The sequence below is a fragment of the Spirosoma horti genome (genome assembly GCF_054776595.1).
Window position 1 is genome coordinate 321,269 of the sequence record NZ_BAAHBQ010000007.1, and the last position, 16,380, is coordinate 337,648.

14 protein-coding genes are annotated in these 16,380 nt (G+C 51.0%); 7 read left to right on the plus strand and 7 right to left on the minus strand.

The window, feature by feature from the left end; all coding sequences use genetic code 11:
- Positions 1–117 precede the first annotated feature (117 nt).
- From egtD to ACYVAM_RS22885, 5 genes are all read right to left on the minus strand, one after another.
- Positions 118–1,191 (minus strand): L-histidine N(alpha)-methyltransferase, encoded by a 1,074-nt coding sequence (egtD, locus tag ACYVAM_RS22865; protein WP_461071381.1) that lies wholly within the window; start codon positions 1,189–1,191, stop codon positions 118–120.
- The gene (egtB, locus tag ACYVAM_RS22870; RefSeq protein WP_461071383.1) at positions 1,155–2,336 is read right to left on the minus strand and encodes an ergothioneine biosynthesis protein EgtB; all 1,182 of its coding nucleotides are present in this window, start codon (positions 2,334–2,336) and stop codon (positions 1,155–1,157) included. Before egtB ends, egtD begins: the two co-directional genes overlap by 37 nt.
- A 75-nt stretch (positions 2,337–2,411) precedes the next feature.
- Positions 2,412–2,684, minus strand: coding sequence for a UBP-type zinc finger domain-containing protein (locus ACYVAM_RS22875; RefSeq protein ID WP_461071385.1), 273 nt, complete (start codon positions 2,682–2,684; stop codon positions 2,412–2,414).
- Between the two features lie 90 nt (positions 2,685–2,774).
- Entirely contained in the window at positions 2,775–4,436 is a 1,662-nt protein-coding gene (locus ACYVAM_RS22880) for an NAD(P)/FAD-dependent oxidoreductase (RefSeq protein WP_461071387.1), read from the minus strand.
- A 58-nt stretch (positions 4,437–4,494) separates the two neighbouring features.
- Complete coding sequence (locus ACYVAM_RS22885) at positions 4,495–5,904, minus strand: ATP-binding protein (protein ID WP_461071389.1); 1,410 nt, start codon at positions 5,902–5,904, stop codon at positions 4,495–4,497.
- A gap of 92 nt (positions 5,905–5,996) precedes the next feature.
- Here ACYVAM_RS22885 and ACYVAM_RS22890 point away from each other — a divergent pair, with 92 nt between their 5' ends.
- On the plus strand, positions 5,997–6,890 hold the full coding sequence (locus tag ACYVAM_RS22890; RefSeq protein ID WP_461071391.1) for a ChaN family lipoprotein: 894 nt from the start codon (positions 5,997–5,999) through the stop codon (positions 6,888–6,890).
- Between the two features lie 177 nt (positions 6,891–7,067).
- Here ACYVAM_RS22890 and ACYVAM_RS22895 read toward each other — a convergent pair whose 3' ends face one another.
- Both ACYVAM_RS22895 and ACYVAM_RS22900 read right to left on the minus strand, forming a co-directional pair.
- Positions 7,068–9,515 (minus strand): alpha-L-rhamnosidase-related protein, encoded by a 2,448-nt coding sequence (locus ACYVAM_RS22895; protein ID WP_461071393.1) that lies wholly within the window; start codon positions 9,513–9,515, stop codon positions 7,068–7,070.
- 89 nt (positions 9,516–9,604) lie between these two features.
- Positions 9,605–10,687, minus strand: a complete 1,083-nt coding sequence (locus ACYVAM_RS22900) for a hypothetical protein (protein ID WP_461071395.1) — start codon at positions 10,685–10,687, stop codon at positions 9,605–9,607.
- Between the two features lie 60 nt (positions 10,688–10,747).
- Here ACYVAM_RS22900 and ACYVAM_RS22905 point away from each other — a divergent pair, with 60 nt between their 5' ends.
- From ACYVAM_RS22905 to ACYVAM_RS22930, 6 genes are all read left to right on the plus strand, one after another.
- The gene (locus ACYVAM_RS22905) at positions 10,748–11,938 is read left to right on the plus strand and encodes a GlmU family protein (RefSeq protein ID WP_461071398.1); all 1,191 of its coding nucleotides are present in this window, start codon (positions 10,748–10,750) and stop codon (positions 11,936–11,938) included.
- Positions 11,939–12,009: 71 nt separating this feature from the next.
- The gene (holB, locus tag ACYVAM_RS22910; RefSeq protein ID WP_461071400.1) at positions 12,010–13,128 is read left to right on the plus strand and encodes a DNA polymerase III subunit delta'; all 1,119 of its coding nucleotides are present in this window, start codon (positions 12,010–12,012) and stop codon (positions 13,126–13,128) included.
- A gap of 126 nt (positions 13,129–13,254) precedes the next feature.
- Positions 13,255–13,743: an ATP-dependent zinc protease family protein gene (locus ACYVAM_RS22915; protein ID WP_461071402.1), complete on the plus strand. Its 489-nt coding sequence runs from the start codon at positions 13,255–13,257 to the stop codon at positions 13,741–13,743.
- A 55-nt stretch (positions 13,744–13,798) separates the two neighbouring features.
- Positions 13,799–14,707, plus strand: a complete 909-nt coding sequence (gene rimK / locus ACYVAM_RS22920) for a 30S ribosomal protein S6--L-glutamate ligase (RefSeq protein WP_461071404.1) — start codon at positions 13,799–13,801, stop codon at positions 14,705–14,707.
- 115 nt (positions 14,708–14,822) lie between these two features.
- Positions 14,823–15,377, plus strand: a complete 555-nt coding sequence (locus ACYVAM_RS22925) for a hypothetical protein (protein WP_461071406.1) — start codon at positions 14,823–14,825, stop codon at positions 15,375–15,377.
- A 70-nt stretch (positions 15,378–15,447) separates the two neighbouring features.
- On the plus strand, positions 15,448–16,359 hold the full coding sequence (locus tag ACYVAM_RS22930) for a TIGR01777 family oxidoreductase (protein ID WP_461071408.1): 912 nt from the start codon (positions 15,448–15,450) through the stop codon (positions 16,357–16,359).
- Positions 16,360–16,380: the final 21 nt, after the last annotated feature.

The window sequence follows — 16,380 nt, forward strand, 5'->3', positions numbered from 1 at the left end:
GCGCCCTTTTCAGCGGCAGTTCAGGTGACATAGACCTTACTAGTTTATATACGGCTATTCGTCTTTAACGTACTTGGGAACGAAACATAAACTGCCTAATCGCAGCGTGTTGACTTATTAACGCACAAAAACTACGTCAGCAAAATAGCCCTTACTATCCGTAAACAAACTTGTTACGGTGAAGCCTGTTTGGCTGGCCAATTGCTCGATCTGTACCCGACTGAATTTACGCGATATTTCTGTATGGATTATTTCGCCAGCCTGAAAAGACACCTGCAAATCCAGCGCCTTAATCGTTACGGGCTGCGCTTTCTGACTGACCAGATAAGACCGCGCTTCGCCATTTTCAGGATTATAGGTCTCATAATGGTCAAACGAATCCAAATCGAAATTGGCCTCCAGCTCACGATTGATTCGCCGGAGTAGGTTCAGATTGAACGCTTTCGTTAAGCCCTCCCGGTCATTGTAGGCCGTATGAATTACCGCCGGGTTTTTTTGCAGATCAAAGCCCGTCAACACCATGTCACCAGGTTTAAGCCGGTCATGCAGTTGCTGGTAGAAATCAACGGCGTCGTCGGGCGCAAAGTTGCCAATATTCGAGCCCAGAAATAGAACAACCTTGCGGTTGTCCGTTTCTTGAGAAAGCAGTTCCAGCGCGCTGAAATAATCGTCATGACGTGGACTCAACGGCAAATCGGGCCACTGCCTTCGCAAGTCGGTGACTAACCCTTCGAGTGCATCGGCCGAAATATCAATGGGCGCATACGTGAAGTCAGCTTTTTGACTTTCGAAAAAACCAAGCAGGATTTTTGTTTTCAGGCCATCGCCTGCTCCGAGTTCTACCAACTCGAAAGACCGCTTGTCTGGCGAAAACTGCTGCAACATAGCTGCTTTATGCGTTTCCAGAATTTCATACTCCGATCGGGTCAGGTAGTAGTCTGGCGAGCGCATAATTTCAGCAAACAGCCGACTCCCTTCGGCGTCGTAGAAAAAACGTGACGACAGGCGCTTGGGTGTTGCCTGTAGACCTGTTCGCACTTCATTCGCCAGATCTGACGACTCTGCTAGTGGGCTATCGACCACATCGATCTCCAGTCCAGCCTCCATACTCCCTCGCTCTACTTCGTCGGCTCCGTGCCGAATGCTCACTGTCTTTAGTTCTTCACTAAACGTATCCCCGTATACTGCCATCGCTTGTCTGGTTGAAAAAAATTGCGGTAAGTGGCCCGGGAGTGCCCCTCGGGTGTGGCTACAGATGCCCCGCGCAAAACCATCTGTCCACTCATAAATTTGCCGTTATATTCGCCCACGGCACCTTCGGCGGTTATAAAACCGGGATAAGGCAAATAAGCGGAGTTTGTCCACTCCCACCGCGCACCCCAGTTAAGTTGTGGAGCACTGGCTTCCCATTCAAATTCGGTTGGCAGCCGCTGGCCAGCCCAGCGGGCATAAGCGTCGGCTTCGTAATGGCTCACGTGACAAACCGGCGCATCCAGATCGACGAGCCGGAGTCCATCAACGGTGTAGTACCACCACTCGCCGTCAATCCGGTGCCAGTATAAAGGTGCCTGAATACCGTTTGCCTTTACCCACGCCCAGCCATCGGAAAGCCAGTGCCGAAACTCCTGATAGCCCCCTGATTCAATAAAGGCCAGATAGGCTTCATTGGTCACCAGACTCCCGCTAAGCGTCGTTTTGTTGAGGTACACTTTGTGCGGCCCTACCTCATTATCGAAGTAAAAAGCACCAGCACCCTGACCATCTAACGACTGGTAACCAATGCTATATATGCCTTCAGCAAGTATGGCATCTGGCCTGGGCAGTTGCATCTGGTGCTCCTGAAAAGGCATCTCAACAGCCGGTAGCAACGGGTTATGTCCCAGAATATATTTGATATCGGTAATGAGTAGCTCCTGGTGCTGCTGCTCGTGGTTCAGGCCCAGCAGAATCAGCGCATGGAGGTCCGTTGAGAGTTCAGCCGTGTCCAGAAAACGGCTCATCTGTTCGTCTACGTAAGCCCGGTAGGCATACACGCCCGCTACCGTTGGACGGCTGAGGTTTCCGCGGTCGGTGCGTAAAACACGTTTACCGACTGTCTCGTAATAACTATTGAAAACGTAGCTGAAGTCGTCGTGAAAAATACGGTAGTCGGGTACGTTGGGTTTTAACACAAATGTCTCCCAAAACCAGGTTGTATGCCCCAGGTGCCATTTGGGCGGGCTAACATCAGCGACTGGTTGCACGACATAATCTTCGGTTTCGAGGCCCCGGCATATGGCTTCAGAATGCAACCGTACACGATAGTATTGTTCGGTAAGCGTTTGTTCGGCAATCATTCAGATTTGTCGTTATGAGCACTCTAAAAGTCTATAGAGAGTGCTATTTCTTTAACGATAAATGAAGCACCTTGTTCAGTAACCAGCCATTTGTTCATCAACAAAACACCAAAGCCAGCGTTCGCCGGGTTCGGCAGACATTACGACCGGGTGGTTACTCGCCCGAAAATGCTTCGTTGCATGCTTATTGGGCGACGAATCACAACAAAGTGTTGTTCCGCAGGTCTGGCAGGTACGTAGATGCACCCATGAATCGCCCGTTTTGATACATTCTTCACAAACATAGTCGCTGGCAACACGGAGTTCCGTGATGGCGGCTAAATGGGAACAAACTGTTGGCTCAACCATAAGAAAAAAAGGATGTAGGATAAAAATGCAGGATGTTGGCTATGGGATGTATGGCATATAGCAACATACATCCCATAGCCAACATCTCTTCTAACTTTCTGCCAGGTATTTATGAACGAAACTTACGGCCATGGCACCTTCGCCAACGGCCGAGGCAACCCGGTTCATAGCCCCGGCCCGAACATCACCGGCGGCAAAAATACCCGCGCTACAGGTTTCAAGCGAGAATGGCTCCCGGTTATATCGCCAGACTTGCTTGAAATCAGCGTACTTCGCCAGATCGCGGCCCGTGGCAATAAACCCTTTAGCGTCTTTGATGATGTCCATTTCAATCCAGTCGGTCAGGGGTTTGGTACCGATGAAAATGAAGAGACCACCAGATTTTACAGTCCGGCGTTCTTTATTATCCATGTTTTCCAGCACCAGGCATTCGAGTCGTTCATTACCCAAACCCTCCACGACTTCGGTACAACCTAGTACGGTAATATTGGGCGTCTTGTCGATCTGATCGATCAGATACTGCGACATCGTATCGGACAGATCAGATCGGCGCACACAGATGTATACTTCGGAAGCGGTTCGGGAAAGGTACATGGCGCCTTGTCCCGCCGAATTTCCTCCACCAACAACGTAAACGGGTTGGCCTTTGAAAGCAAAGGCCTCGGTGGTAGCAGCGCCGTAATAGACGCCCGCACCCGTATATTTCTGAAGGCTCTCGTTGTCCAGCTGGTGATACGAGACACCCGTACTCAGGATAATCGACCGGGCTACGACCTCGTTGCCACCACCCAGTTCGATGTGCTTGTACTGCCCCTGCGACTTTATGGACACGACTTCCTGGGGAGCCAGAAACTCCACCCCGAACCGTTGGGCCTGCGTGATTGCCCGCCTTGTCAGGTCGGCTCCACTCAGGCCATTGGGAAAGCCCAAGTAGTTTTCAATCCGTGAGCTGGTTCCAGCCTGCCCGCCCGGAGCACGCTTATCGATCAAAATTGTTTTTAAGCCTTCGGAGCCACCGTATACGGCAGCCGCCAGCCCGGCCGGACCCGCACCAATAATGGCCAGATCGTATAATCCTTCGGATGCTTTGGGTTGTAAGCCAAGTTTCTCGCCCAAGTCGGCCAGCGTGGGCTGTTTAAGCACGGTTCCGCTGTCGAGAATAACAATGGGCAGATCACTGGCACTTAGTTCGTGCAGCTCGAGCAGTTCCTGCGCCTGCGTATTGCCTTCAATATCGAACCATTGGTAAGGGAATAAATTGCCCGCCAAAAAGTCCTTTAACTCATGCGAACGGGGCGAAAACTGGTAACCAACCAGTTTTAAGCCTGCGGAGGGCGGTCGGTAATCCGAAAACCAGTCGCTCAGCAGATCGTCTAATATAGGGTACAGTTTTTCTTCAGGCGGGTCCCAGGGCTTGGCAATGTAATAATCCAGTTGAACCTCATTGATAGCCCGCACAGCCGCATCGATGTCCGAGTAAGCCGTTAGCAGTACCCGTTTCGCATTCGGGAATGCCTTCCGGGCCTGTGTCAAAAACTCAACACCTGTCATACTTGGCATCCGCTGATCGGACAGAAAGAGGGCAACCTCCTCCCCTTTTTTCTTCAATTCAGGCAGCGAGTCAAGGGCTTCCTGGGCCGAGCTGGTGCAAAGAATCCGGTATTTCTTTCGGTATTGCTGTCGAAGATCATGCTGGATAGCCTGTAAGACCTGCGGATCATCATCAATAGAGAAAATAATAGGTAGTTTCATAAAGAATGAGGAAGGATGAATTATAAATGATAACTCGTGTAGTATAAATAGTTCATCATTAATTTACGGGCAAGCAAACACTAAATTCGGTGTGTCCGGGTTCAGACTGTACCTTAATCGATCCGTTATGATGTTTCATAATGCCTTGCACAATGTCGAGACCAAGTCCGGTACCTTTGCCAATCTCTTTAGTCGTAAAAAAGGGTTCAAATATTTTATCCCGTATGTCTTCCGGAATACCGGGTCCATTGTCGATGATCTTAGTCAGGACAAACGTTTCCTCTTCTGACCGCCTGTCGGGCTGGCTACTGATTTCGAGTTTGCCACCGTTCGGCATGGCGTCGATGGCATTGTCGATCAGGTTGGTCCACACCTGGTTCAATTCGCCGGGCCAGCCACAAACAACGGGCAAATCATCGGCAATTACCAGTGTCAGGTCGATTTGCTTGCTCTTAATTTTGTGGGCCAGCAGCGTAACCGTATTACGAAGGCCTTCGGCCAGCTGGACTTCCTGCTTGCCCACGCCCCTATCCATTTGGGTGTAGTTTTTGATGGAGTCAATCAGCGTGGCAATGCGCTTCGAAGCCTCGCCAATATCGGACACCAGTTTCTCGGTCACCAGATTATTGACCAGCCAGTTGGCTACACCGGCTAGATTTTCGTCGCCTATTTTTTCGAGTATCCAATCCAGATCCTCGACTGTAAATCCATAATCGACCAATGGCCCCGCCAGATCCATATGATCCTCAACGCCATGATCGTCCAGCCAATCCGTCACATCATCTTCCAGACTCGTTCGTTCGAGTAGGGTTAACTGACGCCTGTCGACGGTTGACTGCTGGTCCAGTTTTTTGAAAAATACATCTGTCACACAATCGACCTGACCGCTCGTCAGATTGAGGTTCATAACGACTTTGAACGATTCGGGAGTGGCCCGCAGGTGCGTATTAAGCGTATCGACCGAGCGCACAACAGCCGCCACGGGGTTATTAAGTTCATGGGCCAGCCCCGCCGACAAACGCCCTAATGAGGCCATTTTCTCATTTTGCTGGGTTAGCTTCGTGTAGTCACGAACGCGGGTGGTCATTTGGTGCACCAGCGATTCGGTAAGTTCATAGCAGTTTTTCGCCAAATCGGGCAGGTCGTCACGGTGAAGCCGCAGCAGCGTTGTCGACCGCTCGGTAATGAGCCGATTCGACATGCTTTTCATCCGGGAAAACGGTAATATGCCCAGAATAGAGTGATCGCCATACACAATCAATTCATCGTCGGCACCGTTAGCCCCGGCATCGATGCGAAGGCGACCCTCCAGCAGCAATAGTAAATGATCGATGGACTCGTGGGGTTTGTAGAGTACGGTTTCTTTTGGGAAAGTCACCTCCTCGCCCCGGTCAATAACCCATTGTAATTGCTCATCCGGCACATTGGCAAAAGCCGAAAATTCGCGTAGCGTTTCTAACAGATTCATAAAAAGGAGGGCATTAACAGACAGACTGGTAACCAATTATAAAACAGATTGGTTACAGCATTACGTACGAACTGCCTACTTATACTTATCCAATGCGTCTTACGATTCTGCTACTTTGTTTGTTGGCCTTCGCTTTTCGGGACGACAAACCCGCCTACCGTTTTTATACGCCGGGCCTGAAAACGACCAGCTACGCTAAATTGCTGCGTCAGGCAGGCGAAGCTGATGTCGTACTGTTCGGCGAACTGCACAACAACCCAATCTGTCACTGGCTGGAATTTCAGTTAACAAAAGATTTGCAAGCCGCCAAAAAGGGCAATCTCGTGCTGGGAGCCGAAATGTTTGAAACAGACAACCAACTGGCCCTCAGCGATTATGTACAAGGTAAAACGACCAGTAAGGAGCTGGCTACCCAGGCTCGTTTGTGGCCCAATTTCGATACGGATTACAAACCCATTACCGATTTTGCCCGTGAGCAGCACATTCCGTTCGTAGCCACGAACATACCACGTCGGTATGCCCGGCTCGTTTCCAGACAGGGTTTGTCGGCCCTCGATACGGTGTCGACCGATGCCAAGCGCCAGATTGCGCCACTGCCCATATCCGTCGATCTGACCTTACCCGGCTACAAAGCCATGATGGAGATGATGGGCGGTACGGATAGCAAATCCGGTAACAGCCCACACGGAGCACAACCCGATATGACGGCTAATTTTGCGCGGGCCCAGGCGGTTAAAGATGCCACCATGGCCTATTTCATTCTGCAAAATCTGAAACCTGGCCAGACGCTGCTGCATTTCAACGGCGATTACCATTCCAAAAATTTTGATGGTATTGTCTGGTACCTCCGCCAGAAACAACCTACCTTGAAAATTCTGACGCTCTCTTCCGTCGAATTAGCGGATATCGAAAAGCCCGGCACCGACAATCGGAATCTGGCCGATTTCGTTCTGGCCATTCCCGCCGACATGACGAAAACGTATTAACCGTTTTGTCTCAAACAGCTGGAAGCTGTTTGAGAAATAGTACTATGGATACCAAGTCACGCAAACAGCTGGAATCTGTTGGGTATACGTCAAAACGTAATTCGCTCAAGTTCGCGTTACGGATGATTTCTCCTTTACGGCTTGGTCTGTGATTTAGGAGTCGAGTGTCTATCAGTCTTATTTCAAACGCACACGTATCGAACTACCGGTGACCTCAACAAAGTCAGTATCAGCATCGCTCTGCACGGGCACTTTTTTGCCATTTATTTGCCAGTTACGGTACTGGCCTTTTGGAAAGATCAGCCTCACGGTCCAGCTCGGTTGTTTTTGAGTAATCGACAAGGTTAACTGTCCGCCCGCTTTGGCATAGTCCATCGATAGCATATTATCGCCCATGGCCACTTGGTCAACACGGGCCTTTGCCCAGGCACTAGGCATTTGAGGCCGAACAACCACTACGTTGTGCGACGCTTCCGGGCGAATACCAAAAAACTGTTTGACGATCGGTACGGCATAGCTATACATATTCCAGGCCTGCGTAACCATGCCGTAGTCGGGCGATACTTCGTAAATGGAGCCCGGAAAGGCATAGCTAAACGTTTTGGTCATTCGTTTCAGATAGCCCAGCGCTTCATCAGGATGGCCGTAATTATTTTCACCAATAGCTGCCACACCCGTTGGCAGGGTCATCACCGCCCCGGTATAGGTAAATACCTTTTTGTTTGTATTGAACGACCCCTCGTCGGTCCCGGCCGATTCGTCGCGGTCAATACCCGTTACGAACACCCCAAACGGGTTCGTGAATTTACTGGCCGTCCGAAGCGAAATAGCCGCTTTGTCGGGATCGGCAACACCCGTTTCCATGGGCGTGTTGACCACCCAGTTATGGTGGAGCACAAAGCCTTTTTTGGTGTCATCGGGCAACAGACGCAGCTTTTGTTGGGTGGCTTTCAATTCCTCAACGGCCCAGGGTTTATGCAGCGTATCCGCGCGCACGATGGCCCCGTCCACAAGCGCCAAAGCCTCGGCTTTTGTCCCGATAAAATCGGCATACGAACCACTTTCGGGCACCCAGAAATCGGTATTTATTTTCGTTTTCAGGGTGGAAGCGTTACGCTGGTACTCCATCGCCAGCGTTTTGTCGCCGAGTTCCGACGCCATATAGGCCGCATTGGCAAAAGCGACCTGCGTATACACCGCCACATCGATCATCTCGCTGTTCATGCCGTGTATTTCCATCATACCGAAGCCATCGGGAAGCAAGTTCTTGTCTTTGTCATTTTCCGCCAGCAACCAGGACATCCCCTTTTTTACCGTCGGGAAGTACTTGCGAAGAAAGTTTTTGTCGCCTGTCCATCGGTAGACTTCAGCGATCATGCTGGCAAACTGGGGCACTTCGTTTAAATTGCCGGGGTTGTACACCGCGCCGTTCGTCGATACCTCGTGGATAATCCGGCCGTTGCCATTTTCCTTTTCGGAGATTTTATTCAGCAGATCGACCGAATCGTACACCAGTTGCCGGTTTCCCGTTGTGATCAGGCCCGATAAGGTATAACAGCCATCGGCCCCAAACCACCACGGATAATCGGGCAACCCAGCCGACAAACCCCGGCCGATTTCGGGCACTTCACGAATCAGCCAGTCGGTATTATATTTCACCCAGCGAAATGCCTGTTCCAGTTTTTTATCCGGCACCCGTACCGATGCCAGTTGGTCGATTGTGGCGTAGCGACTTTTCTTGCTGACCAGATAGGCGTAAGCATTTTTCTGAACGTCAACGAAAGTTCGATTGGCGGCTTCCGCTGATTTATAGGAACCGGCAATGGTAATCGGTAGTTGTGTTTTTCCATTGGCGGGCACCGTAATTGTGTACACCAGCGAAGCCGCGCATCCTTTCCCGGCCGACACAAACTCGCAACCTTTGTTCTGATGATGCTGGCGGGCGGGAACGTTGGCGCCAAATACCACGAACCAGTCATTTTTTTGATCCTTAGCAACCCAGGTCTGCGTTTTTTCCTGCCAGGTCGCCTGGTCAGGCGCATCGACCATGTTGGTCCGTTCGCCCAGCCAGGTCGGACGCAGGTCCGTATGAGCGGTCCAGGTAAACTGAAACGTGAGTGGCTTTGATTGCTTGTTTACAAAGGTGTACTCCACCACCATGCTCTCTTTGTTGTCGGGCACAAACTGAAATCGCTCGATGTCCAACCCGTCGGCCACCCGTTGATACAGGTGCTTATTGGCAAACGGATAATTAATGAACGTATCAGCTTTAGTCAGGCAAACTGGTTGCTGATTGATGGTTACCGACGCCGTAAAGCCATCCATCAATTTGATCGGATGATCCCATAGGCCGCCCATTTCGCCCGTTATGTGCCAGCCCAGATCCGGGAATGTTCCATCCTGATGACCAACCATGTACAACCGATTCCCAGCCGTTACAAACGGAGATGACAGGTACTCTTTCTTCCCGGAAATAGACTCGACCTGCTTCAGAAGCCCCTGAAGCGGTTGCTGCGCGGCCAACTTCTGAATACAGCCTGATAAAAAGACAACCACAGCTAAACCGGCTATAGCGAGCTTATTTCTACGAAAAGTTCCGAAAGCCGACTGACCGTGTGTTTTCATAAATGGCTCATTTATATGTCTGTAAAGTTACGCCTTTATCCCTTGTTCGCCTATTCCGGTTGGCCCCGCTTTGTCCCGACACGCCAGGCTCATACATCATACATAACCCTATATTCTGCCACCAGCGCCCAACAGTGAGCCTCGCACTGCCAGCGCATTTGCATCAATTGGCGGTCGGCGAAACGACGCAACCAGGGTTGTTCGTAAGCGGTGAGTAGCCCCGCAATGAAGAAGTGAAAATCGGCAAAATCTCGTTCGATGTCTGTCAGGTCAATGGCAGGAACGACCTCGCCTAAGCGGTGCAGAGACGTTGCCAGTAGCAACTGCTCTACCCGGTTTTGGGAAGTCGTCATCAGCAAACGGGCATCGGCAATCAGGCGAGGGCGAGTGGGCTCCAGTTCGGCAATAGAAAAAGCCGACATGAGTCGGGCCAAATGGTAGATAATGAGTGCCGTACGCGCATAGTGGGGCGCACAGCGAAACGGCTCCGACACATATCGGCCCGTTTCGACTATCGACTTAAGGTAGGCCAGTGAATCGGTATCATGCTGGTTTCTGAGCAAATCATATTGATAGATGCAATACAGGATATTACTCAACGCGCAGGCATCGAAGTCGACGCCCATATTCTTGCCAAACCAAGTCGAGTAAGCGCGCAGTTGCCGGTATTCCGGATAGGTATTCCGGATGCGTTGGAGCTGACTTCCATTAGCATGTTGTCCCAGTTTTTCCTTTAGCCAACGTCGTTCGTCGGGTGCGGGCGTGGTAGTGAGGTACACCATCGCCGTATCGTCGATGTCATCGGGAATCCGAAAGTGCTCGAAATGGCGAAAGATATAGCCGTTGGAAAAGTGCTGCGAGGGACGCGTAGGCCAGAAATTATAGGTTTTCAGCCCGTCTTTATTCTGAAAAATAGGGTAAGCGGTTTGGGCCCGACTGGCAATACGGTCGATCAATTGCTGACTTTTAGGGGATACCGCCGAACGGAGCTGTTGCAACGTAAACACCGTTACGGCCGTAAAGAAAACATTGGTATCCGGACGACGGTAGAATACGGCTGGATTATGCCGAAACGAAGCAAACAGGCCCGTTTTGGCCTGCAAATCAGCAATTCGCTGGATAATACCGTCAAGGGATAGGACTGCCATATTTTCGCAAAAGTACCGTTTCATACGTTCTCTTTTTCCAGATTAAGGTTGGATATTTGCCACCTGATTACCCTGATGCAATCAATGCCAACTTTGATTTTATTTGACGATCCAGTCATCCGCACGGCTCTGTTACCCCTTACGTTTACGCGGCCGGTGGCGGGGGTCCGTATCGGTACACTCACGCTGGCCGAAAAATGGGCCAATACTCTCGAACAAACGCCGTCGTATCTGACCGAAGCTTATTTGCAGGCTAAATTCCCGCAGAACGCTGGTGTCGATAACTGGTATATAAATGGAGCTGTTTGCCCGACCGATGCCTTAAAAGAAACGATTCTGGCGCTACCCCGTAATACGGGCCTGATTACCCACGACGGCTTGCTGCTGGCCCTGCGGACAAATACCCCGCTAACCACTGCGCCGACGGTAACTGACGACTTTCCACTCCGCACATTTATGGAGCCGTTGACGATTGTCCACCATCTGTGGGATATTTTTGTGCATAATGGCGATCAGCTCCGGGCCGACTTTGCCCGACTAACAGCCGGCCGAACATCCGAACCCATTACCGACCCTTTCACCCGGTGCTATGCGCCGGAAAACATTTTTATCGAACCTGGTGCTACCATTCGGGCGGCTGTTCTGAATGCGGAGGGAGGCCCTATTTACATTGGTCGTGATGCTACGATCAGCGAAGGCTCCATTGTGATCGGGCCGTTTTCGCTCGGCGAAGGCTCGACCGTCAACTGGGGCGGCAAAATGCGGAGTAATACCACCATCGGGCCCTATTGCAAAGTAGGTGGCGAGGTAGGAAACTCCGTTTTTTTCGGCTACAGCAACAAAGCGCACGATGGTTTTCTGGGTAATTCGGTGATTGGCGAATGGTGTAATCTGGGTGCCAACGTCAACAACTCGAATCTGAAAAACGATTACAGCAACGTGAAGCTCCACTCCTACGCCACAAACCGCCTGGAAGATACGGGACGGATTTTCTGTGGCCTGATGATGGGCGATTTTACCAAAGCGGGCATCAGTACGATGTTCAACACCGGAACTGTAGTGGGAGTCAGTGCCAACGTCTTTGGCGCGGGTTTTCAACACAAACATGTTCCTTCTTTTTCGTGGGGTGGTGCCGCCGAAGGCATTACACCCTATCGTATCGAAAAGGCGCTACACGTAGCGAAAGAAGCGTTTATTCGACGTGACAAGGCGTTCGATGAGGTGGAGGAAGGGATTTTAAGACATATTTTCTCAATGATAAATGATGAAGTATAAATGATGAAAATCCAACCAGGAATCATTCATCATTTATACTTCATCATTCACTATTCACCATTCCAACAAACGTGTTATTCAACGAAATAATAGGCCTTGACGAAACCAAGCAGATGCTGTTGCGGGCGGTGCAATCCAACCACCTGGCGCATGCCTTGCTTTTCGATGGGCCAACGGGTAGTGCGAATCTGGCGTTGGCGCTGGCATTGGCCCAGTATGTCAACTGCGAAGATAAACAGCGCGAGGATTCCTGCGGCCGGTGTGCATCCTGTATAAAAGTTCAGAAGCTCGTGCACCCCGACCTGCACATGGTTTTTCCGGTCACGAATCAGGGGAAAGGGAAAACATCGGAAACGTATCTGACCGACTGGCGGAAGTTTTTGCTCAGTTCGCCCTACCGCACTCTGCCCGACTGGCTCGAGTCGGTTGGGGCTGACAATAAACAAGGCAATATTTCGGCTGAAGAGGCCCGAAATATTCTGCAGAAGCTATCCCTGAAAGCCTATGAGGGCGCGTATAAGATTATGCTTATCTGGTTGCCCGAGCTGATGAACGTGACTTCGGCCAATGCGCTGCTGAAGGTACTGGAAGAACCGCCTGCTCAAACGCTGTTTCTGCTGGTAACCAACCAGTCGGACAAGTTGCTGATCACGATTTTGTCGAGGACCCAGCGCGTTGCCGTCAGGTCATTTACGGACGAGGAAGTGGCCACCTACCTACGCCAGCACCTGAACCAGGACGAAACAACCGCCCGACGGCTGGCTTACCTCGCCGATGGCAATCTGGCCGAAGCCTTGCAATTGAGCCAGCACGATACCAGTTCCACGGACCAGCATGTCTGGTTCGCCGAATGGATGCGTACTTGCTATCGGCAGGATTTAATCGCGCTCGTTAAACAGGCCGACCAGTTTGATGGTTTCAGCAAGGAGAAACAGAAAGGATTGCTCGATTACAGCATTCGACTCTACCGTGATTTGTTTCTATGGCAGCAGGGAGCCGCCGAATTACTACGGTTGCCTGACGACGAGATGGCCTTTGTAAAGAATTTCGCCAAGATTCTGACAATCAACCATATCGAGCACATTGTTCATGACCTCAACGAAGCCGCTTATCACCTCGAACGGAATGCCCGCGCTAAAATGATCATGTTGGATATGTCACTCACCTTCAGCCGGTTAATACGCACGTAGCACGATTTATGGTTTGTAGTTTTACGGTTTGTGGTTTACGGTTAGCTGCCGCGTTAGCAACACTCGTGCGCCAGCCAACTACAAACCACAAACCAGCCAACCACAAACCAACTACCCACTTTCCTCATGAAGCCCCGTTCTCCTAGGCCCAAGCAAATTATTGGCATGACCGATCTGGTCGATTTCCCGGATCTGGGTTTGTTCGATATACAGGCGAAAGTCGATACGGGTGCGTTTACATCGGCGCTCCATTGTAAAGACGTCCGGCTGGTAAAATCAGGATTGAAAACAAAGTTAAGTTTTTGGTTGATCGACAAAACGGGGCTGCCAGCCCGAAAATTCCGTAGCGAGTCCTTCAGCCAGCGGATGATTCGCAATTCGTTTGGGGTGGCCGAATTACGGTATGTTATCACGACCCGTATCGTTATATTCGGACGAACCATCCGGGCTGAGTTTACGCTTGCGGATCGCGAACAACTAAAAAACCCTGTACTTTTGGGCCGAAAACTGCTCCGGAATCGCTTTATCGTCGACGTGTCCGAGAAAAATCTGTCGTACGAAGCCAAACTAGCCCGTAAATCCTGCTCTTTATCCACTCAGTCAGAAAACGATTAAGCTCACTCACACCTGTTCGCTGACAACTATTCACGAATAACTGATCACTGAATCAATGCGAATTGCCATTTTATCGGCCAATCCGAACTTATACTCGACGCAACGACTGCTCGAAGCTGCCAACCAGCGCGGCCATGAGGGCGTTCTTGTGAACCATTTGAACTGCCACGTCATGATTGAAGGTGGTAAACCCTCGGTGCTTTACGAAGGCCGGGAATTAGACTCATTCGATGCGATTGTTCCCCGGATAGGGGCCTCCGTAACAGACTACGGTTGCGCGGTTGTTCGACAGTTCGAAATGATGAACGTGTTTACAACCGGCAAATCGCAGGCAATCATGCGTTCCCGCAATAAGCTCCGCAGTTTGCAGGTCCTCTCCAAAGCGGGCGTTGGTTTGCCCAAAACCATGTTCGCCAATCACCCTAAAAACGGCGACATCACCCAACTCATCCACCTCGTTGGCGGCCCGCCCGTTGTGATCAAATTACTGGAAGGAACGCAGGGCATTGGCGTAGTACTCGCCGAAACAACCAAAGCGGCCAAGTCGACCATCGAAGCGTTTTACGGCTTGAAGAAGAATGTTTTGGTTCAGGAATTCATTGCCGAGGCCAAAGGGTCGGACATTCGGGCGTTTGTGGTGGGTGGCCGCGTGGTAGGTGCCATAAAACGCCAGGGCCTGGAGGGCGATTTTCGATCCAACCTTCACCGGGGCGGTAATGCCGTGGCAGTTGAACTGACTCCGCACGAAGAACAAACGGCCATTGCGGCTGCCCGCGCTCTGGGGCTGAAAGTGGCCGGTGTCGATATGCTTCCCTCCGACCGCGGCCTTCTGGTGCTGGAAGTCAATTCGTCTCCCGGACTGGAAGGCGTCGAAAACGCCACCGGCATCGACGTTGCCGCGCACATCATCGCCTATATCGAAGACAAGATCCGCGCCGACGAAGGCGATACGGTGGGCGTTTAGATATGAATGATGAATGATGAATGATGAATGATGAATGATGAATGATGAATGATTACTTAAAGCAAAGTTATTTTTACATTCATAATCCATAATTTATCATTCATCATTAAACAATATGCCTGCTCTCGATCCTGATCTCAAAAAAGCCATCGTTCGTATGCCGGGCGGGGAGAAAGATAAATTGCTACTTCGGCTGATTGCGAAAGATGCTGTATTGACCGAAAAGCTTCAATTTGAGTTGGTTGAAGAGGGAAAAACTGTTGACGAACGACGTAGCCTGATCCGGGAGTTCATTGACCGCACCTCCAGGCTGCATGCCGATACGCCCGGCTGGCTGATGATGGATATGCGGACAGCGAGCGGTTACATAAGTCGCCACCTCAAAGTTACAAAAGACAAATACGGCGAAGTTGAACTGATGCTGTGCATGCTCAACACGTTTTACGAGCACAACGCGCACCTCTTGCAGAAGTACAACTCCCGTTCCGACAAAGCCGCCGAATACATTGCCAAACGCACCGATCAGGTGTTGAAAAAAGCCCTGAAACTCGACCCCGATTATCATATCGAGTTTGCCGATGAGATCAATAAGCTGCTGAGCTGGGTGCATTATACCGCTCCAGCCCACTACGCCCGGCAATTGGGTTTACCCAAAGACTGGCAGCTATAGTCTTCTGGTTTACGAACACCAGGGGCCTTTGGTGTGTTATGACTAGACCCGCCAACCAACATGCTGACGTATGAATCAAACAGTTTTAATTACCGGGGGCACTGGCTTCATCGGCCGTCGCCTAATGCAACTGCTCAAGCAGGCAGGTTATCAAGTGTCATTGTTGAGCAGGTCACCCAAATCCATCCCCGATGTACGTGTTTATCAATGGGATATAAAAAAAGGGCACATCGACCCCCAAGCCATTGCCACAGCCGATTATATCATTCACCTTGCGGGTGAAGGAATTGCCGATGAGCGCTGGTCAGATCAGCGGAAAGAAGACATTCTAAATAGCCGAACTCAATCGACCGACTTGCTGGTACAGGCACTGGCGAAGAACCCTCACCAGGTGAAATCGTTTATGGGTGCCTCCGCGATTGGCTATTATGGGGGCGACACCGCCGACCGGCCGCTTACAGAAACCAGCCAGGGCGGGTCTGATTTTCTGGCTCAGGTGGTGCGGGCCTGGGAGCGTTCGGAAGAACAGGTTGCGGCCCTCGATATTCGTACCGTAAAGTTTCGGATTGGCGTGGTGCTGATGTCGGAAGGGGGAGCACTGCCTAAGCTAGTGCAACCCATTCGACTGGGTGCTGGCGCGCCCATTGGCTCGGGTCAGCAATACATTTCCTGGATTCACCTCGACGATCTGTGTCGATTATTTATTCGGGGCCTTTCCGACGAGACCTGGCAAGGCGTTTACAACGCGGTTGCCCCTAATCCCGTTACCAACGAAACCTTGACCCGGACCATTGCCGAGGTACTTCATCGGCCTATTCTACTGCCCAATATCCCAAATTTCGCCATCAAACTGCTATACGGCGAAATGGCGATTGTTGTTACGGGCGGTAACTATGTACTCAATAAACGGATTGCCGATGAGACGGATTTCGCCTATCAGCATGCCGGTTTGCGAATGGCGCTACAAGATTTATTAGAGTAGCGCCATTCGCACGGGCGCCCC